Annotated in this window: 24 protein-coding genes and 1 tRNA gene; 17 read left to right on the top strand and 8 right to left on the bottom strand. The window is 66.9% G+C overall.

Annotated features, from left to right (window positions below; translation table 11 throughout):
• Positions 1 to 6: 6 nt before the first annotated feature.
• Entirely contained in the window at positions 7 to 237 is a 231-nt protein-coding gene (locus tag BCEP18194_RS26335; RefSeq protein ID WP_041493203.1) for a hypothetical protein, read from the bottom strand.
• A 352-nt stretch (positions 238 to 589) separates the two neighbouring features.
• On the opposite strand from BCEP18194_RS26335, the gene BCEP18194_RS26330 reads away from it, so the two are divergent.
• The 6 genes from BCEP18194_RS26330 (at position 590) to BCEP18194_RS26305 (ending at position 5,966) form a co-directional block, all read left to right on the top strand.
• The gene (locus tag BCEP18194_RS26330) at positions 590 to 1,489 is read left to right on the top strand and encodes a M24 family metallopeptidase (protein WP_011354318.1); all 900 of its coding nucleotides are present in this window, start codon (positions 590 to 592) and stop codon (positions 1,487 to 1,489) included.
• Between the two features lie 45 nt (positions 1,490 to 1,534).
• Positions 1,535 to 3,322: an SDR family oxidoreductase gene (locus BCEP18194_RS26325; protein ID WP_011354317.1), complete on the top strand. Its 1,788-nt coding sequence runs from the start codon at positions 1,535 to 1,537 to the stop codon at positions 3,320 to 3,322.
• A gap of 30 nt (positions 3,323 to 3,352) precedes the next feature.
• Positions 3,353 to 4,258, top strand: coding sequence for a metal-dependent hydrolase (locus BCEP18194_RS26320; protein WP_011354316.1), 906 nt, complete (start codon positions 3,353 to 3,355; stop codon positions 4,256 to 4,258).
• Between the two features lie 78 nt (positions 4,259 to 4,336).
• Positions 4,337 to 4,624 carry a hypothetical protein gene (locus tag BCEP18194_RS26315; RefSeq protein ID WP_011354315.1) on the top strand — a complete coding sequence of 96 codons (288 nt, stop codon included), beginning with the start codon at positions 4,337 to 4,339 and terminating at the stop codon, positions 4,622 to 4,624.
• 251 nt (positions 4,625 to 4,875) lie between these two features.
• Positions 4,876 to 5,265 carry a DUF2917 domain-containing protein gene (locus tag BCEP18194_RS26310; RefSeq protein ID WP_011354314.1) on the top strand — a complete coding sequence of 130 codons (390 nt, stop codon included), beginning with the start codon at positions 4,876 to 4,878 and terminating at the stop codon, positions 5,263 to 5,265.
• A 326-nt stretch (positions 5,266 to 5,591) separates the two neighbouring features.
• A complete protein-coding gene (locus BCEP18194_RS26305; RefSeq protein ID WP_011354313.1) occupies positions 5,592 to 5,966 on the top strand; it encodes a DUF2917 domain-containing protein in 375 nt (124 codons plus the stop codon).
• Positions 5,967 to 6,126: 160 nt separating this feature from the next.
• On the opposite strand, the gene BCEP18194_RS26300 is transcribed toward BCEP18194_RS26305, so the two are convergent.
• Together BCEP18194_RS26300 and BCEP18194_RS42150 are read right to left on the bottom strand one after the other, a co-directional pair.
• Positions 6,127 to 6,405 (bottom strand): hypothetical protein, encoded by a 279-nt coding sequence (locus BCEP18194_RS26300; protein WP_011354312.1) that lies wholly within the window; start codon positions 6,403 to 6,405, stop codon positions 6,127 to 6,129.
• Between the two features lie 238 nt (positions 6,406 to 6,643).
• Complete coding sequence (locus tag BCEP18194_RS42150; RefSeq protein WP_011354311.1) at positions 6,644 to 7,051, bottom strand: hypothetical protein; 408 nt, start codon at positions 7,049 to 7,051, stop codon at positions 6,644 to 6,646.
• Between the two features lie 143 nt (positions 7,052 to 7,194).
• Between BCEP18194_RS42150 and BCEP18194_RS26295 the strand changes: the two genes are divergently transcribed.
• Positions 7,195 to 8,496 carry an NCS2 family permease gene (locus BCEP18194_RS26295; RefSeq protein WP_011354310.1) on the top strand — a complete coding sequence of 434 codons (1,302 nt, stop codon included), beginning with the start codon at positions 7,195 to 7,197 and terminating at the stop codon, positions 8,494 to 8,496.
• Positions 8,497 to 8,601: 105 nt separating this feature from the next.
• Here the strand turns inward: BCEP18194_RS26295 and BCEP18194_RS26290 are convergent, their stop codons facing one another.
• Both BCEP18194_RS26290 and BCEP18194_RS26285 read right to left on the bottom strand, forming a co-directional pair.
• Positions 8,602 to 10,560 carry a serine protease gene (locus BCEP18194_RS26290; RefSeq protein WP_011354309.1) on the bottom strand — a complete coding sequence of 653 codons (1,959 nt, stop codon included), beginning with the start codon at positions 10,558 to 10,560 and terminating at the stop codon, positions 8,602 to 8,604.
• A 233-nt stretch (positions 10,561 to 10,793) separates the two neighbouring features.
• On the bottom strand, positions 10,794 to 11,081 hold the full coding sequence (locus tag BCEP18194_RS26285; RefSeq protein ID WP_011354308.1) for a DUF1488 domain-containing protein: 288 nt from the start codon (positions 11,079 to 11,081) through the stop codon (positions 10,794 to 10,796).
• Positions 11,082 to 11,109: 28 nt separating this feature from the next.
• On the opposite strand from BCEP18194_RS26285, the gene BCEP18194_RS41350 reads away from it, so the two are divergent.
• Positions 11,110 to 11,328 carry a hypothetical protein gene (locus tag BCEP18194_RS41350; RefSeq protein WP_157687240.1) on the top strand — a complete coding sequence of 73 codons (219 nt, stop codon included), beginning with the start codon at positions 11,110 to 11,112 and terminating at the stop codon, positions 11,326 to 11,328.
• Here the strand turns inward: BCEP18194_RS41350 and BCEP18194_RS42385 are convergent.
• Positions 11,322 to 11,597, bottom strand: coding sequence for a DUF2964 family protein (locus tag BCEP18194_RS42385; RefSeq protein ID WP_307873415.1), 276 nt, complete (start codon positions 11,595 to 11,597; stop codon positions 11,322 to 11,324). The two genes, BCEP18194_RS41350 and BCEP18194_RS42385, sit on opposite strands and share 7 nt — an antisense overlap.
• 338 nt (positions 11,598 to 11,935) lie before the next feature.
• Between BCEP18194_RS42385 and BCEP18194_RS26275 the strand changes: the two genes are divergently transcribed.
• From BCEP18194_RS26275 to BCEP18194_RS26245, 8 genes are all read left to right on the top strand, one after another.
• Positions 11,936 to 13,849 carry a sigma-54-dependent Fis family transcriptional regulator gene (locus BCEP18194_RS26275; RefSeq protein ID WP_011354306.1) on the top strand — a complete coding sequence of 638 codons (1,914 nt, stop codon included), beginning with the start codon at positions 11,936 to 11,938 and terminating at the stop codon, positions 13,847 to 13,849.
• 88 nt (positions 13,850 to 13,937) lie between these two features.
• Positions 13,938 to 14,240, top strand: a complete 303-nt coding sequence (locus BCEP18194_RS26270) for a 2Fe-2S iron-sulfur cluster-binding protein (protein WP_011354305.1) — start codon at positions 13,938 to 13,940, stop codon at positions 14,238 to 14,240.
• Positions 14,241 to 14,299: 59 nt separating this feature from the next.
• Complete coding sequence (locus BCEP18194_RS26265) at positions 14,300 to 14,794, top strand: SRPBCC family protein (RefSeq protein WP_011354304.1); 495 nt, start codon at positions 14,300 to 14,302, stop codon at positions 14,792 to 14,794.
• A 101-nt stretch (positions 14,795 to 14,895) separates the two neighbouring features.
• Entirely contained in the window at positions 14,896 to 15,273 is a 378-nt protein-coding gene (locus BCEP18194_RS26260) for a DUF2946 domain-containing protein (RefSeq protein WP_011354303.1), read from the top strand.
• A gap of 302 nt (positions 15,274 to 15,575) precedes the next feature.
• Positions 15,576 to 15,941, top strand: a complete 366-nt coding sequence (gene copC / locus BCEP18194_RS26255; protein ID WP_011354302.1) for a copper homeostasis periplasmic binding protein CopC — start codon at positions 15,576 to 15,578, stop codon at positions 15,939 to 15,941.
• A gap of 80 nt (positions 15,942 to 16,021) precedes the next feature.
• Positions 16,022 to 16,468, top strand: a complete 447-nt coding sequence (locus BCEP18194_RS26250) for a copper chaperone PCu(A)C (RefSeq protein ID WP_011354301.1) — start codon at positions 16,022 to 16,024, stop codon at positions 16,466 to 16,468.
• Positions 16,469 to 16,499: 31 nt separating this feature from the next.
• A complete protein-coding gene (locus BCEP18194_RS41740) occupies positions 16,500 to 16,673 on the top strand; it encodes a hypothetical protein (RefSeq protein ID WP_167316034.1) in 174 nt (57 codons plus the stop codon).
• A gap of 98 nt (positions 16,674 to 16,771) precedes the next feature.
• Complete coding sequence (locus tag BCEP18194_RS26245) at positions 16,772 to 17,401, top strand: LysE family translocator (RefSeq protein WP_011354300.1); 630 nt, start codon at positions 16,772 to 16,774, stop codon at positions 17,399 to 17,401.
• 11 nt (positions 17,402 to 17,412) lie between these two features.
• Here BCEP18194_RS26245 and BCEP18194_RS26240 read toward each other — a convergent pair whose 3' ends face one another.
• Positions 17,413 to 18,738, bottom strand: a complete 1,326-nt coding sequence (locus BCEP18194_RS26240) for a leucine-rich repeat-containing protein kinase family protein (protein ID WP_011354299.1) — start codon at positions 18,736 to 18,738, stop codon at positions 17,413 to 17,415.
• 141 nt (positions 18,739 to 18,879) lie between these two features.
• Here BCEP18194_RS26240 and BCEP18194_RS26235 point away from each other — a divergent pair.
• Positions 18,880 to 18,964: transfer RNA gene (locus tag BCEP18194_RS26235), tRNA-Leu, on the top strand.
• 315 nt (positions 18,965 to 19,279) lie between these two features.
• Here the strand turns inward: BCEP18194_RS26235 and BCEP18194_RS26230 are convergent.
• Positions 19,280 to 19,699: an ExbD/TolR family protein gene (locus BCEP18194_RS26230; RefSeq protein WP_011354298.1), complete on the bottom strand. Its 420-nt coding sequence runs from the start codon at positions 19,697 to 19,699 to the stop codon at positions 19,280 to 19,282.
• Between the last annotated feature and the right edge of the window lie 5 nt (positions 19,700 to 19,704).

The raw sequence follows: 19,704 nt of genomic DNA, 5'->3' as shown, positions 1-19,704 counted from the left end.
TGCCCCCTAGGCCACTGATGCAAGGATGGCGTCAATCAGTTCGGCACCGCCTTCGACATCCTCGTTACCCACGAATCGGGAAACTTCCATGTGTCCGTCATCGAACACGTCGATCTCGATACGCTGTCCCACGACTGTCACGGAAACGAGAATGGTGTCGGGACGATGGCGACTGAGCGCATAAGCCACATGTGCGCTATCCAGCTTCGTCAGCAGGTCAAAAATCGGATGAGTCATGCTGGATCCTATTTCTTGAATCGGTTGTCGTTGAGCAGTTTAAGTGTGTTGCAGCACGGATGCCGGCGGATCCTGAGTGCTTCTTGCGGTACTCCAGAACGATCAACAAGTGTCATCGGGGCATCGTGTGTCGCACCAGGCTGGCCACGATCATGCCCCCACCCAATCTAGAGCTTCCCCTCCATTTCCCCCTTCCATTAGGACAAATCCTCACCTCTGGGGGCTGGCGCGCGTCCCGGAACCGTCTATGATCATTACATTGCTCAATGACGCATTAAATGCTGACTGAATAACCCGCACTGGTGACGCCGGCGGGCGCATTCCGGATCAGCGCCCCAAACGGAGACGCATCATGGCCGATCACCATCCGCTGCCGGAAGTCCACCTCGACGAGCTGCCGCAATTCCGCGCGGTCCAGCAACTCGCGTACCGCTGCGTCGAAACCGTCGGCGCGATGCTCTACCCCGGCATCACCGAAAAGGAGGCCGCGCGCCTGCTGACCGAATGGCTGCAGGACAACGGCGTGCACGACTGGCTGCACAAGCCGTTCGCGTGGTTCGGCGACCGCACCGCGTTCGAAGGCTTTTCGGGCCTCAAGCACATGGGCGGCTTCAATCTCGCGTTCTTCCCGAGCAACCGCCAGCTCGAGACCGACATGCCGGTGATCCTCGACGTCGCGCCGGTACTCGACGGCATCGTGGCCGACGTCGGCTACGCGCACTGCCTCGGCCACAACCCGATCCTCGAACAGCTGCAGGACGACCTGATGGACCACCGCGACATGATCGTGCGGCTCGTGAAGGAGCGCCGGTCGATGGCCGAAGTCGCGCAGGAAGTCGACGCGCTGTGCCGCCGCCAGGGCGTCGAGCCGCGCCACAAGGCCTATCCGTTCAAGGTGCTCGCGCATCGCGTCGCGAAGATCCACAAGCTGTCGAAGCCGCGCTTCGTCGCGCGCTTCGGGCTGAACGCAACACGCAACCTGCTGCTCGACCAGGGCCGCGCGGCGAAACAGCAGGGCTGGTCGCCACTGTGGTCGATCGACCGCCGCTCCGAGCATGCGCCGGTGCCGGGCCTCTGGGCCGTCGAGCCGCATCTCGGCTTCGCCGGCGTCGGCGCGAAATTCGAAGAGCTGCTGGTCATCACCGAAGACGACGCGTACTGGCTCGACGAAGACCTGCCGCACGTGCGCCGCTGGCAGCGCCGCCAGGCCGAGCGCACGCAGGCCATTGCGACCGTGCCGGCCGCCGCCTGACGCGGACGCGCCCTTCCTCCCGAATCCCTGAACGACGGACTCACGATGCAGCCTCTTTCCGACGAAGCGCCGCTGGCCCTGTTCGAATCGGTTCATAGCGAAACGGCAGTCGCCTCCGGCGACCTGACGCTCGCGGTCAAGACCTGGGGTGACCCGGCCCGCTCGCCGGTCGTGCTGGTGCACGGTTATCCCGACGACAGCAGCGTCTGGCAGCACGTCGCGCCGCTGCTCGCGCGCAAGCACTACGTGATCGCGTACGACGTGCGCGGTGCGGGCCTGTCCGGCGTGCCGAAGCGCACGGCCGACTACCACCTCGCGAAGCTGACCGACGACTTCGTCGCGGTGATCGACGCCCTCTGCCCCGGCCGCGCCGTGCACCTGATCGCCCACGACTGGGGCTCGATCCAGGGCTGGGAATTCGTCACCGACCCGCGCCTCGCCGGCCGCATCGCGTCGTACACGTCGTGTTCCGGGCCGTGCCTCGACCACGTCGGCTTCTGGCTGCGCGAACGCGTGCTGCGCCCGACGCCCGCATCGCTCGCGAAGCTCGGCGGCCAGCTCGTGCGGTCGTGGTACGTGTACCTGTTCCACCTGCCGTTCATCCCCGAGCTCGGCTGGCGGCTGTGGCTCGGCCGCGCGTGGCCGCGCCTGCTGCGCCGGCTCGAGAAAACGCCCGCCACGCCGCGCCCGACCCAGGCCGACGACGGCGCGCGCGGCGTGCGCCTCTATCGCGCGAACTTCATCCGCTGCCTGTTCGCCCCGCGCGAACGCTACGCGCATGCGCCGGTGCAGACGATCGTGCCGCTCGGCGACAAATACGTGAGCCCCGCGCTGTCCGAGAACCTGTCGCGATGGGTGCCGCAGTACTACCGCCGCGAGGTCGCGGCCGGCCACTGGCTGCCGCTCGCCGATCCTGCGCGCTTCGCGGATCTCGCCGGGCAACTGATCGATGCGGTCGAATCGGGCAACGAACCGCCCGCGCTTGCAAACGCGCGCCGCCGCGCTACGAGCGGCCGTTTCAGCGGCAAGGTCGCGGTCGTGACCGGCGCGGGCAGCGGCATCGGCCGCTGCGCGGCGCTCGCGTTCGCCCGCGAAGGCGCGACGATCGTCGCGTGCGACATCGATCTCGCGAGCGCCGAACGCACCGCGCTGCTGATCGGATTGACCGGCGCTCAAGCGCACGCAAAGCGCGTTGACGTCGGGTCCGCCGATGAAATGGAAGCGCTGGCAACGTGGGTCGGCAGCGCACTCGGCGGCGCGGACGTCGTGATCAACAACGCGGGCATCGGCATGGCCGGCGGCATCCTCGACACGAGCACGCGGCACTGGGAGCGCATCCTGCACGTGAACCTGTGGGGCGTGATCCACGGCTCGCGGCTGTTCGCGCAGCAGATGGCCGCGCGCGGCACCGGCGGCCACATCGTCAACACCGCATCGGCCGCCGCGTTCGGGCCGTCGCGCGACCTGCCCGCGTATGCGACGACGAAGGCCGCCGTGCTGATGCTCAGCGAATGCATGCGCGCGGAACTCGCGGAGCAAGGCATCGGCGTGACGGCCGTGTGCCCCGGCTTCGCGGAGACCGGAATCATGGCGTCGACGCAATACGCGGGCGCCAATGCACAGGACGAAGCGCGGCTGCGCAAGCGCGCGACGAAGCTGTACCAGATGCGCGGCCTGAAACCCGAAACCGTCGCACAGGCGATGGTCGACGGCGTGCTGCGCAACCGCCCCGTCGTCGCGGTCGGCGGCGAGGCGCACGCGATGCGCTTCGTCGGCCGTTTCATGCCGTGGCTCGGCCGGATGATCGCCCGCGTCAGCATGGCATCGCATTGACGGCGCACGGCGCCGCACAGGGAGACACAAATGACCGATACCGTCGACTATCACAAGATCAAGGCCCGGCACGTGAAGTTCGACTTCAGCGACACGCCGATTACGTGGGTGCCGAACGACCCGGGCAGCACGCACATCATCAACACGCTGAACCTGCTGTTCCCGGAAGGCGAGCTGTGGTTCTGCCGCGTGTACAACAAGGCGCTACCGCTGATCACCGATGCGCGCCTGCGCGACGAAGCCGAAGGCTTCCTGCGCCAGGAAGCCGTGCATTCGCGTTCGCACGGCGGCGTGCTCAAGCACTACTACGACCGGCACGGGATCGACACGAAGCCGTTCACGCAGAAGCTCAACCGCCTCTTCACGCGCGTGCTCGGCGAGCAGCCGCTCGGGCTGAAGATCGGCCACACGCGTTTCTGGCTGCGCCAGCAGCTCGCGGTGATCGCGTCGCTCGAGCATTTCTTCGGCTATCTCGGCAACTGGGTGCTCAACGCGCACGGGCTCGACGAAGGAAAGGCCGACCCGACGATGGTCGACCTGCTGCGCTGGCACGGCGCGGAGGAAGTCGAGCACCGCACGGTCGCGTTCGACATCTACCGGCACCTGGGCGGCACCTATCCGGAACGCTGCGTGCACATGGCGTTCGTGATCCTGCTGCTGCTCTACTACATCACGACGGGCGCGAAGTTCATGTACCGGCGCGACCCGGCCGCCGGCCGCTACCCGGGTTTCGTGCTCGCGTGGTGGCAAGGCTCGCGGCGCGGGCACCTGCCGTCGTTCTGGAAGGTGATCGGCGCGGCGCTACGCTATTTCAAGCCGAGCTATACGCCGCACCACGAAGGCTCGACCGAACAGGCACTCGCCTACCTCGCCCGCTCGCCGGCCGCGCAGGCGGCCGCGCACGGCGGCAACTGGGGCACGACGAAGGGTGCCTGAACGGGCTTCCTGCCGGCTCGGCGGGCGCCGCCCGCCGAAATGCGTACAATCGCGGCTTCATTTCCCGGAGGTGCCGCGATGGCCATGAAGAAAACCGATCTCGAAAAGAACAAGGCGCTCAAGCTGACGCACGCGCTGAAGCAGTCAAGCTCCGCGCGTTTCGGCAAGGGTGCCGACGACGCAGCCAAGCTCGACCGCCGCGCGCAGCGCAAGCTCGACCAGGAACAGGGCCTCGTGCCGTTCGCCTGCAAGCTCAACGCCGACCTCGTCGAACAGCTCAAGGCCCGCGCAGCCACGCACCCGGAAGGGATGACGGGCCTGCTGTCCGAGCTGCTCGTGAACGGGCTCGCGCAACGCGACGCGTGACCGACACGTATCTCGAAAATTACGTTGACATTGCTGCGTCGGCGCGACACACTCGTTCGCATGCCTACGCTCAAGCCCGCCGCCATCGCGCATAAAACACCAGTGAACGCCAATACGTGGCGATCACCGGGGGCGCTTGTGCGTTAGCATCGAGATTCAGTTGCGCATGTCACAAGGCCTCGCCGGAAACGGATGAGGCCTTTTTGTTTTGGTGCGCGTCATCCCGCCCGGCTCAACGGATGGAGATGACGATGGACCAAGCAAGCCGGCTGGTTGTCTGCCCCGATCGGTGCCGCACCGATGCGATCGCATTGCCGCGGGTCGTGATGCAATTCACGGTCGCGCCGCGCAAAACGCTGACATGGTGCGCGCAAAACGACGCCGAGATCCGTGTGCACGACGCGACGCTGTGGGTCACGCGGCTGGGCAGCGTCGACGATTACTGGATACGAACCGGCGACGTGCTGCGCGTGCAGCGCGGCGATCGCATCTGGATGAGCACCGACGACGACCGTCCGGCCGAAGCATCGATCACGACCGCATACGCAATGAAACGCGGCGCGTGGCTGGAGCATGCGCTCGCGCGAATGCGCAGCTTGCTGCGCGGGCGATGTCGAAGTCGAAGCCGAAGTCGCACATGACGAAAGCGCCGCTGCGCACTCGCTACGGGGATGCAGCGGCGTCACGCAATGCCAGGTGCGCGCGTCGATGCATCGCGCTCGCCTATCCCGAAAATTATCGTTGACAACGCCGTTCCACGCAGACAAACTCGTTCGCATGCCTACGTACCTGTCCGTCGCCGCCGTGATTCATCGATCGATGAACATTCGAAAGAATGGTTCACGGGAGGCGCGTGTGCGTTAGCAGTCGAGCAGTACCGCATGTCACACAAGGCCTCACCGGAAACGGATGAGGCCTTTTTGTTCTGGTGCGCGTCATCCGTCCGGCTCACTGAATGGAGAAGACGATGGACCAGGCAAGCCCGCTGTTTGACCGTCCCGATCGGCGCCGTGCCGGCACGATCGCGTTACCGACTGTCGTGATCCGTTTCGCGGTCGCGCCGCGCACGACGCTGACGTGGCGCGCGCCGCAGGACGCGGAGCTCCGCACGCATGGCGCGGCGCTGTGGGTCACGCGCCCGCCGTGCGTCGACGACTACTGGGTGCAGCCCGGCGACGTGCTGCGCATCGCACGTGGCGAGCGCATCTGGCTCGGCACCGATGCGGACCGGTCGACCGAAGCGACGCTCACGACCGCATTCGTGCGTCGCGGCGAGCGCTTCAGGCGCACGCTCGCGCAAGTGCAACGTTTGCTCTTCGGGGCAGGGAGAACGAGCGGATAAGCGACGCGCCGTCAGGCACGCGAGACGCGGAACGGCCGCGACCGGAAACGGACGCACCTGCGGCGTTACGCGCCGCAGGTGCGCATCGAATGACGCGGCACGCCGGTGCGTGCCGCGTGCGATCGCGCGCCGTGCGCAGCGACGGGATGCAACAGGGGCATCAGGTGCTGGCGGCGAGACGCGGGCCCGTGCTTCGGGGAGTGGACTCGAGGTCGGGACGTTGCGCCGCCTGCGAGGTCACCCACGGATCGATGCCCTGCTTCTGCACCTCTTCGAGGAATGACACACGTGTGCGCCAGTAATCCGCTTGTAATTTCGCGTCGATGACGCGCTGTTCGGCAGCGAACAGTTCCATGCGCGCCGTCACGAGCATCGACGCAGCGGTTTTTTCCGGCGTGGGGGCGTGTCGCATCGCCCAACGGCTGATCCAGTTCAACATGCTGACCTCCGTGATTACGGACGAACCCGCATCGGGCAATCGCAAGCGGCCGTGCCTGCCCGAACACGCAACGGCCTTGACCGCACTACACCGCCCGGCCTGCACGGACTGCGACTCCCCCGCGTCGGCAATTACCGGCCGGCGTGTGCATGCGCGGTGTATCTATCCTAGAAAGACTTGCCGGTTTATGCGATGGGGTCTTGCAATCTTTTACACAGAAACCACAGTCGCCCCCGCATCACGAAATGACAGTTGCGGGCGGGACGGCTTCGGCGCAGGATAGCCCGATATCTGCAACCGTCTGGACTGACGAATGGCCGCTGCACGCCGCTGCCGGGCATCCGTACCGGCCGCGCACGTGCGCTTGCGCGCACGCGCTGCATGCTCCGCGTTCGTCCAGCATGCCGGCGCTCCGTTTCAGTCGGATGTCATCCCGCTCCCGCGCCGCGCGATACGCCGCGCGTTCCGCCCTGCACGCCGTTGCGCACGCATCGGCCGGCGTCGTTCGCACATCCCGCTCCCGTTTCAGCCATTTCTTCCGGCCCGTTCCGCCCGAACCGGTAAAATGCGCGCCTTCGCCGCGCGGCCGGGCTGCCAGACCGTTCGCGCGCAGGCAGCCGATCGATCTTTCGATCGTGCCCTCCAACTATATCGTCCGAGCTATCCGCGCTATTACAATCCGCCGATAGCCGGGCAATAGTGGCTGGTTACAGTAAGCCGGCCGCGCGCTGCCTTTACAACAATTCGGCACAACAAGCAACACGACAACCCGACCGGAGAAACGCCTTCATGGAATCCATCAAGCGGTATTTCGGCTTCGCTGAAGCCGGCACCGACTTCCGCACCGAAATACTCGCGGGCGTCACCACGTTCCTGACGATGGCTTACATCATCTTCGTCAACCCCGCGATCCTCGGCGACGCCGGCATGCCGAAGGAATCCGTGTTCGTCGCGACCTGCCTCGTCGCGGCACTGGCGTCGCTCATCATGGGCCTGTACGCGAACTACCCGATCGCGTGCGCGCCCGGCATGGGCCTGAACGCGTATTTCGCGTACACGGTCGTCAAGGGGATGGGCTTCACGTGGCAGGCCGCGCTCGGCGCGGTGTTCATCTCGGGCTGCCTGTTCCTGCTCGTCACGCTGTTCCGCGTACGCGAGGCGATCGTCAACGGCATTCCGAAATCGCTGCGGATCTCGATCACCGCGGGTATCGGCCTGTTCCTCGGCATCATCTCGCTGAAGACCTCGGGTGTGATCGTCGGCAACCCGGCCACGCTCGTCACGCTGGGCGACCTGCACAAGCACGACACGATCCTCGCGATCGTCGGCTTCTTCACGATCGTCACGCTCGACCACCTGCGCGTGCGCGGCGCGATCCTGATCGGCATCATCGGCGTCACGATCCTGTCGTTCTTCTTCGGTGACAACCAGTTCCACGGCGTGTTCTCCGCGCCGCCGTCGATCGACGCGACGCTGTTCAAGCTCGACATCCGCGCGGCGCTGTCGACCGGCATCATCAACGTGATCCTCGTGTTCTTCCTCGTCGAGCTGTTCGACGCGACGGGCACGCTGATGGGCGTCGCGAACCGCGCGGGCCTGCTCGTCGAAGGCAAGATGAACCGCCTGAACAAGGCGCTGCTCGCCGACAGCACGGCGATCGTCGCGGGCTCGGTGCTCGGAACGTCGTCGACCACCGCGTATATCGAAAGCGCGTCGGGCGTGCAGGCCGGCGGCCGCACGGGCGTGACGGCCATCACCGTCGCAGTGCTGTTCCTCGCGTGCCTGTTCATCGCGCCGCTCGCCGGCGTCGTGCCGGCGTACGCCACGGCACCGGCACTGCTGTACGTGTCGTGCCTGATGCTGCGCGAGATGGTCGAGGTGCCGTGGGACGATGCAACGGAAGCCGTGCCGGCTGCACTGACCGCGCTGCTGATGCCGTTCACGTACTCGATCGCGAACGGTGTGGCATTCGGCTTCATCGCTTACGGCGGCCTCAAGCTGCTGACGGGCCAGGCCCGCTCGGTCAAGCCGATCGTGTGGCTCATCGCAGCCGTGTTCCTGTTCCGCTTCTTCTATCTCGGCAGCGAGTGATGGTGGCGCTTCGGCGCGATGCTTGATGCACGATGAAAAAACGCCACCTTCGGGTGGCGTTTTTCGTTGTGCGCGCCGTGACTGCCGCCGCCTTGTCCGCGCGGATCAAGGGGTCGCGACGCCCTTGAGCTCCTCGTCGTACAGCCGCTGCGCCAGCGTCGGGTCGAGCGTCTTGACGCGGCGATACAACTGCACCGCGTCATCGGCCCGCCCGGTGCGGCGATAAGCGACCGCCAGGTTGGCCATGAGTTGCGCGTCGTCGGGATACGCGCGGTTCAAATCCTCGAAGATCCCGACTGCCGCGTCGGGCCGCTTGCCGCGAATCGCCGCGATGCCCATCGCCTCCCGCGCCAGCCGGTTCGACGGGTCAAGCTTCAATGCATGCGCCGCCGCGGTCGACGCTTCGTCGGGCTGGCCGATCTGGTTCAGCTCGCCCGCGAGCACCACCCACCCCGCCGGTAGCGATTCGTCCAGCGCAACCGCGCGCCGGAACGATGCGACGGCCTGCACATGCTGGCCCAGTTGCGCCAGCGTCACGCCGTGCATCCGCCATGCCCTCACGTCTCCGTCGTTCAGCTTGATGGATCGATCAAGTGCACTCAACGCATCGACGTAGTTCGACTGCGTCATGTACAGCGCGCCGAGCCGCAACCAGTATTCGGCATTGTCCGGCGCCGCTTCAACCGCACTGTGCATCGCGGTGGACGCATTGCCGGACTGACCTTGCAGCGCATACGCCTGGGTTAGCGCACCCTGAATGAGTGCGGTCGTGGCGGGATCGCTGCCCTTCTGCGCGCTCAGTGCGTGCTGGTAACTGGCGATCGCGTCCGCGAGGTGGCCGAGATCGTATTGCGCGCGGCCGAGTGCGTACCAAAGCCGCATATCGCCGGGAAAGGCCTTCAACCCGTCGTGCAGCACGCCGATGGTGGCCTGGGCATCCGGCTGCGTCGAGGCCAGCAGACTCCACGCGTCGGCCTGGCGCGAACCAGACAGCTCATGTACGCCCCGTTCGAACAACGGTCGCGCAGCGGCCTTGTCGCCGCGCCGCAAATACGCGATGCCGAGATTCATCGGCAGCATCGCGTCCGACGGATCGGCACGCATGCCGGCATGAAACGCGTCGAGTGCGCGATCCATCTGCCCCAGCTCGGCATAGGTGTTGCCGAGCGAACTCCAGCCAAATACGTACGACGGGTCGTTTTCGACCGAACGGCGATAGGCGGCCAGGCTGAGCGCACCGCGATCGGGCAGCCGGCTCATGTGATAGGCATTGCCGAGGTTGTTCCAAGCCCACGCGCTTTGCGGTCGCGCTGCCGTCCATGCAAGGTCATGGCGAATCAGCCCGTCGACGTCGTTCGCCACCGCGTACGCGCGCGCCTGGCTCATCCAGGCGGTCGATTGGAGCGGCAGGTCGACGGCCGGCATCTTCGCCGCCACGGTCGCAATCCACTCGACGGGCAGCACCATGTAGAGCGACGCGGCATTGTCCGCGTGGGCGCCCACCATGCCGATCAGATTGCCCTGCTCGTCGTAGACGCCGGCGCCCGGTTCGGGCAGGCGCGGCGCCGCCGGATTCGGCGACGCGAGCACGCCGGAATGCATGCCGCCGTCCGCGGCCCATGCATGGCAGCATGCGCGCAGCGCAACGGGATCACGACGGCCGAATCGCGCGCCCGCCAGATAGACGGTCGTGGCCGATTCCGGGCTTCGCGCCGTCAACGGCACCGCGGCGACGTCGAGATCCGTCGCCTCGACGATGCAGATGTCGCGATCCTGGTTGCCCGCGACGAGACGCGCGGGATGACGGTGGCCGTCGGGCGAGGCGATGTCGAACGCCTGCCGGCCCGCGAGCCGATGACACGGCGTCGCGACGCGACCCGGCGCCACGACGATACCGCCCGTCGTGACATCGCCCGCGACGATGTTGACCTCACCTGGCGCGCCCTGACCGATCGCGTCGTCATCCGATCGAACCACCGCATCGGCCATCGACATGCCGGCTGCGAGCAACCATGCGCCTGCCAGCAGACGGCGCGCCTTCCCCCATCCCGAACGAGTATCCACGTGCGGTGCCCTCTTTTTATTGTGTTGGTATTCGAATGATTTTCTCTGCGATCCTGACGAATCGAGACGCCGGTTCGTGTCGGCACACTAGCAGCCGGCCCGGTGCAGCAGCAATCCGGTGCGGCCCGCATACGAAAATGCCGCCCGGCCCCGCCGAACGGCATCGCATGAAAGGCAACGTCTTCGCGTGCGCAACGCTCAGCGATGCGCGCCGCAAGACGAGCGTCGTGTCATCAGCGCCAGTTGGCCTCGTAGAAGCGGACGTAGCCGCTGCGCAGCGTCACGCATTGCGCGCGCGTCTCCGACAGCAGGCGCCGTGCAGCCGCCTCGATACGGTCGCGGTGCTGGTCGAATGCGCCGACCATGTCCTCGAAGCGCGGCGACGCCGCGCCGAAGTGATCTTCCAGCGCCTCGGCGGTGATCTGACATTGGACGCGCTCGCCATTGACCAACGCCGTGAACGCAAGCATCAGGTCGCGCCCCGAATACTCGGGCTTCTCGTTCGTGAAATGGATCTGCATGGGAGCCGCCTCGACCGGTAGAAAACGAATGACCGCGTCCGTCGTCCGCTACCGGCCGGACGAAATGTACGCGGGCTCGCCGGCGGAGGCGCGGCCCGCGGATGATGGCGCGGACAATGCATGCCGGTTGCTTTCCACTTTAGACGGTTTCGCGCAGGAGACAAATTTTCCGGCATGCGTCGTTCCGACGCGCATTTCCTCTGATCAGCGCGGCATCCGGCACCGTTTCGACAAGCGGCGTCAGTGAGGATCGTTCGGCCAGACGTTGAGCGCGATGGCAGCCGTCGTGGCGCCCACCGCAATCGCGGCCGCCCCGTATCGCACCGCATCGGTCAGATCGAACAGCAGCCCGTGGATCGCCACGGCGATGCCGCCCAGCATGATGAAGGTGGCGATGGCCGCCAGCACGACTCTCAGTTCCGTCCGAACCATGATGCCTCTCCCGAACGGATGCATGTCGCGTCGCATGCATGTTGCAATGCGGAACACGGCGCGTGCGTGCTCCATTTCCATCATTGCAGGCGGCCATTTAAAAGCAAGGGGATTTTGTTCGCGGTCGCGCTTCGTACGCGGCGCTTGTATGATGATGCGTACCCGGATGGTTGCCGTTCGCACACCGATGGTGCGCCGCACGTGGAGGCGGGAATCCGTGGAGGATTTCGGTGCGTGTGCGGGCGCCGAGAGACGGTCAATTTCGAGAAGCATGGGGCAGCAGCAAGTGTTGAAGCGCTAATTGCTGTCGACCGCGAAGCATGGGGTCCCAGTAAGCGCTAAAGCGCTAACTGGGACCGACCGCGAAGCATGGGACAGCAGTAAGCGCTGAAGCGCTAACTGCTGTCGACAGGAGACAAGTCATGCCGCAACCCTTCGTGCTGCCCGCCACCGCGGGTCGCACCGACCTGCTCGCGCAGGCGCATGCGCGCTCGACCGCGGTCGGCCTGCGCGCGCACGAACGCCCGGATTTCTCGCCGCTGTCGCGCATCGCGCTGCGCGAACTGCTCGACACGAATCACGCGCTGTTCTCGCACGCCCGCCCGGTGATGGAAAACCTCCACGCGCAAATCGCCGACACGCAAAGCCTCGTGCTGCTGACCGACGCCGACGGCGTGATCCTGCACAGCATCGGCGACGCGGACTTCATCGAGAAAGCCAACCGCGTCGCGCTGTGTACCGGCGTCTCGTGGGCGGAAGGCGCACGCGGCACCAACGCGATCGGCACCGCGCTCGCATCGGGCCAGGCCGTCGCGGTGCATGGCTCCGAGCACTTCCTGCGCGCCAATCACATCCTCACCTGCTCGTGCGCACCGATCTTCGACCCGTTCGGCCGCACGCTCGGCACGCTCGACGTCAGCGGCGACCCGCGCGGCTCGAGCCCGCATACGCTCGCACTCGTGCGGATGTCCGCGCAACTGATCGAGAACCACCTGTTCGCGAACCAGTGCGCAGAAGCACTACGGCTGCGCTTTCATGCGCACGAGGAATGCGTCGATTCGCTGTTCGCCGGGCTCGTCGCATTCGGCCCCGACGGCGGGCTGATCGCCGCGAACCGCAGCGCACAATTCCAGCTCGGCGCATCGTTCGACGCACTGCAACATCAGGCCAGCGACGCACTGTTCGGCATGCGCTTCGGCCAGCTCGCGCAGCAGGCGGCACGCGCACCCGGTGCGATGTTCCGCCTCACGCTGTCGACCGGCGTGCGCGTGCTGGCGCGCTGCGAATTCGCGGAAGCGCACAAAACCACCATCGCCGTCACGCCGCCCGCACCCGCCGCACGCGTGCGCACGCCGGACCCCGACACGATCACGTTCGCGACGCTCGACACCGGCGACGCGCGCATGGCCGCCGTGCTCGAGCGTGTCGCGAAGATCCGCGGGCGCGACCTGCCACTGCTGATCCTCGGCCAGACCGGCACCGGCAAGGAATGGCTTGCCCGTGCGCTGCACCAGGCTTCGCCACGCGCGGACGGCCCGTTCGTCGCGGTCAACTGCGCAGCGCTGCCCGATTCGCTGATCGAGGCCGAGCTGTTCGGCTACGAGGACGGCGCGTTCACCGGCGCACGCAAGCGCGGCAGCCCCGGCAAGATCGTGCAGGCCGACGGCGGCACGCTGTTTCTCGACGAAATCGGCGACATGCCGCTCGCGCAGCAGGTCCGGCTGATGCGGGTGCTGCAGGAACGCGCGGTGATGCCGCTCGGTGGCGCACGCGCGGTGCCGGTCGACGTACGCGTGGTCTGCGCGACCCATCGCGACCTGCGCGCGATGATCGCGGAAGGCACGTTCCGCGAAGACCTGTTCTACCGGATCAACGGGCTCGCGGTCACGCTGCCGGCACTTGCCGCGCGCACCGACTTGCCCGCGCTCGTCGAACGGATTCTCGCGCGGCTCGCACGCAGCGAACCGATGCCGCGCCGCATCGCGGCCGACGTGCTCGACGCGTTCACGCGCCACCGCTGGCCCGGCAACCTGCGCCAGATGACCAACGTGCTGCGCACGGCCGGCATGCTCGCCGAAGACGAAGCGGAAATCACGCTTGCCCATTTGCCCGACGATTTCTGGCTCGACTGCGACGACGTGCCGGCGGCACCGGTTGAGCCGGCCACCGCAACACCGGCCGCATCGGCCGGCACGCGCGAAGGCACGACGCTGCAAAGCCATCAGGCCGCGGTGATCGACGCCGTGCTCGCGCGGCATGGCGGCAACGTGTCGGCGGCGGCGCGCGAACTCGGTCTCGCCCGCAATACCGTGTACCGGCACCTGCGCCGGCATTGACGCCAGCGGGCAGCCGGCGCGGGCTGGCCGCACGTTCGGGTATGCTTGACGCGTTGTCGCCGAACCGCCGCCCGCCTCTGCCTCCGCCATGACCGATCCGGAACCCCTCCCCCTCGTGCGCATCGAGCCGCTCGGCGCGACCTTCGATGCACCCGATTCGCTGACGCTGCTCGAAGCCGCCGCGTTCGCGCACGTGTCGCTGCCGCGTTCGTGCCGCAACGGCACGTGCCGAAGCTGCCTTTGCCGGATCGTCAGCGGCAGCGTACGCTACACGATCGAATGGCCCGGGCTGAGCCGCGAGGAAAAGGCCGACGGCTATACGCTGCCGTGCGTGGCCGTCGCGACGTCGGACCTCGTCCTCGACGTACCCGACGCCGTCATGCTCGACTAGACGCGGCGCGCGGATCGCGCGTGCCGTCCAGCAAAGGTTGATCCTGAGTGGAGAACGTCATGACCCAGCAAACCGATCGCATCGAAAAACAGGCCCGGCTCAACGCATCGCCCGACCGCGTGTGGGAAGCCGTCAGCAATTCCGGCGAATTCGGCCAGTGGTTCGGCGTCACGTTCGACGGGCCGTTCGCGGCCGGCCAGCCGCTGTTCGGCCGCATCACGCCGACCCGCGTCGACGACGACGTCGCCAAGGCGCAAGAACCCTACGCGGGCACTGTGTTCGAAATCGTCGTCGACCGCGTCGAGCCGAAGCAACTGTTCTCGTTTCGCTGGCATCCGTTCGCGATCGACCCGAATTTCGATTACTCGGCCGAGCCGATGACGCTCGTCACGTTCGCGCTTGCCGCACAGGCCGGCGGTACGCTGCTCACGGTCACCGAAACGGGCTTCGATCAGTTGATCGAAGCGCGCCGCGCGAAGGCGCGCGAGATGAACGACCAGGGCTGGGCCGCGCAGATGACGCTGATCACGAAATACCTGGCGAAGCACGCGTAGCGCGCGTAGCGCGCCGCCACGCCGCAGGTCCGTGGCGACCTGCGAATCGACGTGCGTGGCATAATCCGCTCCATCGTCGCCCAACCATCGCCGCGCATCGCATGCTGAGTCGTCGCCTCCGGAAGATCGGCAGTCTGATCGGGATGCTCGCCATCCTGATGACGGCGCTCGCGCCGACGATCTCGCAGGCACTGACGACGCAGCAGCGCGTCGATACGCTGCTGGCCGGCTACTGCACGGCCGCGCCGGCCACCGGCGAGCGCGCCACCGATTCGTCGGAGAAGCGCCTGCAGGCCCACCTCCAGGCATGCGGCTATTGCAGCCTGCTTGCTCACACACCCGCACTGCCCGCGCCCGAACTGTCGTTCGCGGCCAACGTGCACGTCATTCAGCATCGCGAAGCGACCCGCTTCGAAAGCCTGCGCCGCGCGCTGCCGCTCACGGCCGCGCAACCGCGCGCCCCGCCGATCGCGTCCTGATTCGTCGTCAACGCCCGTGATGCCATGACGCATCGCGTGGTCCGCGCACGCCGCCGGCGTGCGCGACATGTCACGTTTCGAAGGACGATCACGTGTCACCGGTTTGCGCGCGGCGTTACGCCGTGCTTGCGGCTGGCTGCTCCCGGTTCGTACCGTCGCGCCGACATTCGCTTGCGAGCGAACGTCCGGTCGCGCACATTCGCGCCTGCATCGGCCGCCATCGGTGCTGCTGCGAGGGTGCACGTGCATCCGTCCGTCGAATCCGTGTTGCGCCATCCGATTCGCCACTCGCCCACTCAACCATGAAAACCACGCCTTTCATTCGCGGCGCACTCGCCGCGCTCGGTTTCGTCATCATCCAGACTGCCCACGCACACGCGCTCCCGAAGACGCAGGAACCGGCCGCCGACGCCACGCTGTCGACCGCGCCGCACGCGGTCACGATCGGTTTCAGCGAAGCGCTCGAGCCCGCTTTCAGCTCGATCGCCGTCACCGACAGCCACGGGCAATCGGTCGTCGACGGGAAATCGTCCGTCGATGCCGGCAACCGGAAGCGCATGCAGGTCGCGCTGGCCAGCCTGACAGCCGGCACGTACACGGTCGCGTGGATTGCGGTGGCCAGCGACGGCCATCGCACGCACGGCCACTACGCATTCACGCTGAAATGAGGTTCGCGACGCGCATCGGCGTTTCGCGCCGGTCGCGCCGCCCCGTTACCTTCCGCATCCACCCATAAGGAGAACCAACCATGAAACGCTCGATTCCGACCGGCCTGCTGTTCGCCCTGCTCGCGCTGCACGCCCCCGCCACGTTCGCCGCGCCGGCCGTGCAGGCGGAAAACTGCTGGATCCGCGCAATGCCGGCGGCCGTGCCGTCGTCCGGCTACTTCACGCTGAAGAACGACGGCGATGCACCCGTCACGCTGACGGGCCTCGACTCGCCCGCGTACGGGATGGCGATGCTGCATGAAACGCAAACGAGCGGCAGCACCGCGAAGATGGTTCACGTCGATGCCGTCGAAGTGCCCGCGCACGGTACGGTGACCTTCAAGCCGAAAAGCTATCACGTGATGCTGGAGCAACCGCGCCAGGCGGTCGCGCCCGGTGCGAAGGTGCCGTTCCGGCTGCATTTCGCGGACGGCGCGACGGTGTCCGTGACCTGCGACGCCAAGGCGCCGACCTACGCCGGCCAGTAACGCCACCCGCCCCCGATCGAAGGAGACGCACATGAAACACCGCCTGCCGCTGGCCGACCTGATCGTCCGCTACCGGACGCCGCTGAACGTCGCCGTGATGATCGTCTGCGGGTTATGGGCCGGGTGGATCGCATGGATGACGCGGCCCGCCGCGATCGATACGCCGCCGTCGATCCCCGCGTACTGCATGCGCGACGCAAGCTGACGCGCGCGACGGCGCGGTTCCGGCGCCAGCCTACGCCAATTATTGGCGTGGCATCATCGCTTCATCCCGCCCGCCGGAACCGCCTCTCGGAGCGCCGCATGTCCATTCAGACCTGGATGCTGTTTGCCGCAGCCTATCTCGCCACGACGCTGTCGCCGGGGCCCAACGTGCTGCTCGTCATCCGCAACACGGTGCGCTACGGCACGCATGGCACGGCCGCGACGATCGCGGGCAACCTCGTCGCGCAAGGTGTGGTCGTGGTGCTCGTCGCGCTCGGCGTCGGCGCGGTGCTGGCCGCGATGCCGCCGCTGTTCGTCGCGATGAAGGTGGTCGGCGCCGCGTACCTGGTCTTCCTCGGTGTCCGGCAGTTGCGCGGCGACCGCAAGGCCGCCGCTTCGACCGGGGCGGCGGAGATCGCCGTGCCCGACCGCAGGAAACTGTTCCGCGAGGCGCTGTTCGTATCGGGCAGCAATCCGAAGACGATGATCTTCCTGTCGGCATTCATGCCGCAGTTCGTCGTGCACGACCGCCCGCTCGCGCTGCAGTTCGTCGTGATGTACGCGACGATCGCGTGTACCGTCGTGGTCGTTCACAGCGTCTACTCGGCCGGCGTGCGCCGGCTCCATCGCGGCTTCGGCATGAGCCGCACGGTGCGTGCGCTCAAGCGCGCGAGCGGGCTGCTGTTCGTCGGGCTCGGGATCAAGCTGCTGACTGCACGGCAGGCGTAAGCGAGCGCCCGTCAGCGCGTGTGTGCGGCCAGCTCGGCCGCGATCTCGCCGAACGACGGCCGCGCATCGACGTCTTCATTCAGGCAGGCCACGGCGAGCGCATCGAGCGCGCGCCTGCCGGCCCACGTGTGCGGTTCGCATCGCTCGAGCAGCTCGCCAAGCAGATAGCCGAACGCCCGCACCTCGAGCCGCTCGAACGCCGTAGCACGCGTGCGATCGTTCGTATCGTAGAGCGACGCCGCGCCGAAATCCCCGAGCAGCGCACCGCCTTCGCCATCGTGCAGGATGTTGTGCGCGTACAGGTCGCCATGCATGATGCCGCGGGCGTGCAGATGGCCCGCCACCGACGCGATGCCGTGCGCAATCCGCACGGCTGCGGCCGGTTCGAATCGCGCGTCGGCCGCATACACGTCGCGCGTGCAGGTCGCGAAGCTCGGCGGTCCGGCGAGATTGGTGAGCGCGGGATCGACCAGTTCCATCACGAGGCCGTGCGTGCCGTCGGGATGCCCGCTCACCTTGCCGATCACCGGGATCATGCTCGAATGGCGGCCGGCGTGCAGGCACGCGGCCATTTCGCAATCGGGCAGGCCGTCGCTCGTCACCGCGCCCTTGAACAGCTTGACCGCGACCGCCCGTGGCGGACGCCCATCCGCATGCCACTGCGCGCGAAAAATGACGCCCGACGCGCCCTCGCCCAGCTTCTGCTCGCATGACAGCGACGCCCAGTCGATGTCCGCGACCTCGTCACCGGCCGACGCCGCGGCTTCCGGCGCGGCGCCGAACGGGTTGCCCGCGGCGGCGAGCCACGCGAGGCGCGGCAGGCGCAGCAGCCAGTCGGGCAGTGCGTCCAGCCGGTTCGCGGACAACCGCACCAGTTCGAGTGCGCGGCATGCGGCCATTTCCGCCGGCAGCGTGCGCAACCGGTTGCCCGCGAGCATCAGCTTCTGCAGCCGCGAGCAAGCGCCGATGTCGGCCGGCAGTTCGTCGATGGCGTTGTCGGTGAGGATCAGCCAGCGCAGCGCGCGCGGCAGCGACCCGCTCGGCACCGTCTGAATCCGGTTCGCCTTGAAGCCGATCATGTCGAGCTGCCCGCACGCGCCGAGCACGTCGGGGAACGCGGTAAAGCGATTGCCGGACGCGAACAGGATACGCAGGCGGTGCAGCCGCGGCAGGTCGTCCGGCAGCGCGGAGAGCGCATTGCCGGTCAGGTCGAGCACTTCGAGCGTATCGGCAAGATCGAAGATCTCGCGAGGGAATGCCGTCAACCCGCATGCGAGCTTGAGTTGCCGTGCGCCGGCGAGCTGCCCGGCCTGCAGTTGTTCGAGGGTGTTTGTCACGCGGAGAAAACGGGTGGCGGTTGCGACTATCGTCGGGTCGATCGCCCGAATTCTACCGGGATCGCCTGCGTGAATCCCTTCAATGTGTCACACCCCCTTCACAAACGCGCAACGTCACGCTAGAATTGCGCCCCTTGCAGTGCCGACGTGGTGAAATTGGTAGACACGCTATCTTGAGGGGGTAGTGGCGAAAGCTGTGCGAGTTCGAGTCTCGCCGTCGGCACCAAAAAAGCGCTCCAGCCCGTAAAGTACGGGCCGGCCACGCGCCATCCCTTCCGCAGCGTTCTGCTGCACACTCCCGTTCGCCGGACGCGCAATAGATTCCGCAGGACTTGCTCCAGCGGGAAGCAGACGCGACGTCGACGCCAGCCTTATCCGTTCTCGAACACCTCGATTCCCATCGCCGTCGATCGCGCGAAACACCGCGTTGCGGACGAGAACGTCGTGCGCCGCGAGCACCGGCCTTCGCAAACGTCTCCCCGCCCCCCCAAAGCGATTGCATCGGTCCTCGCACGCACGCCGCCCCGATCACGCTGCGCACCTACTGCATGTACTGCTCGTTACCCATCAAGCCGATCTTCGTCGCCCCCAGCCGCTGCGCGGACGCCAGCACGGCGGCAACGTCGCGATACGGCGCCTGCCGGTCCGGCCTGAGCCGGATCTCGGCCTGCACCGGTTCGGCCGCGACCTGCGCAAGCTTCGTTTCGAGCGCCGCACGATCGGGCAGGCGCGTGCCGTTCCACGACGTCGCGCCGTCGGCAGCCACGTCGATCTGCACGATCTCCGGCTGCGCGGCCGGCGGCGCGTCGCCGACCGGCAGATTCATCCTGACCGCATGCATCTGGATCGGAATGGTGATGATCAACATGATCAGCAAGACCAGCATCACGTCGATCAGCGGCGTCGTGTTGATGTCCACCATCACATCCGGCTCGTTGCCCGACGAAACGTTCATGCCCATGACTG

The sequence above is a fragment of the Burkholderia lata genome (assembly GCF_000012945.1).
Taxonomy (GTDB): domain Bacteria; phylum Pseudomonadota; class Gammaproteobacteria; order Burkholderiales; family Burkholderiaceae; genus Burkholderia; species Burkholderia lata.
This window is presented reverse-complemented; position numbering and strand designations above follow the sequence as displayed.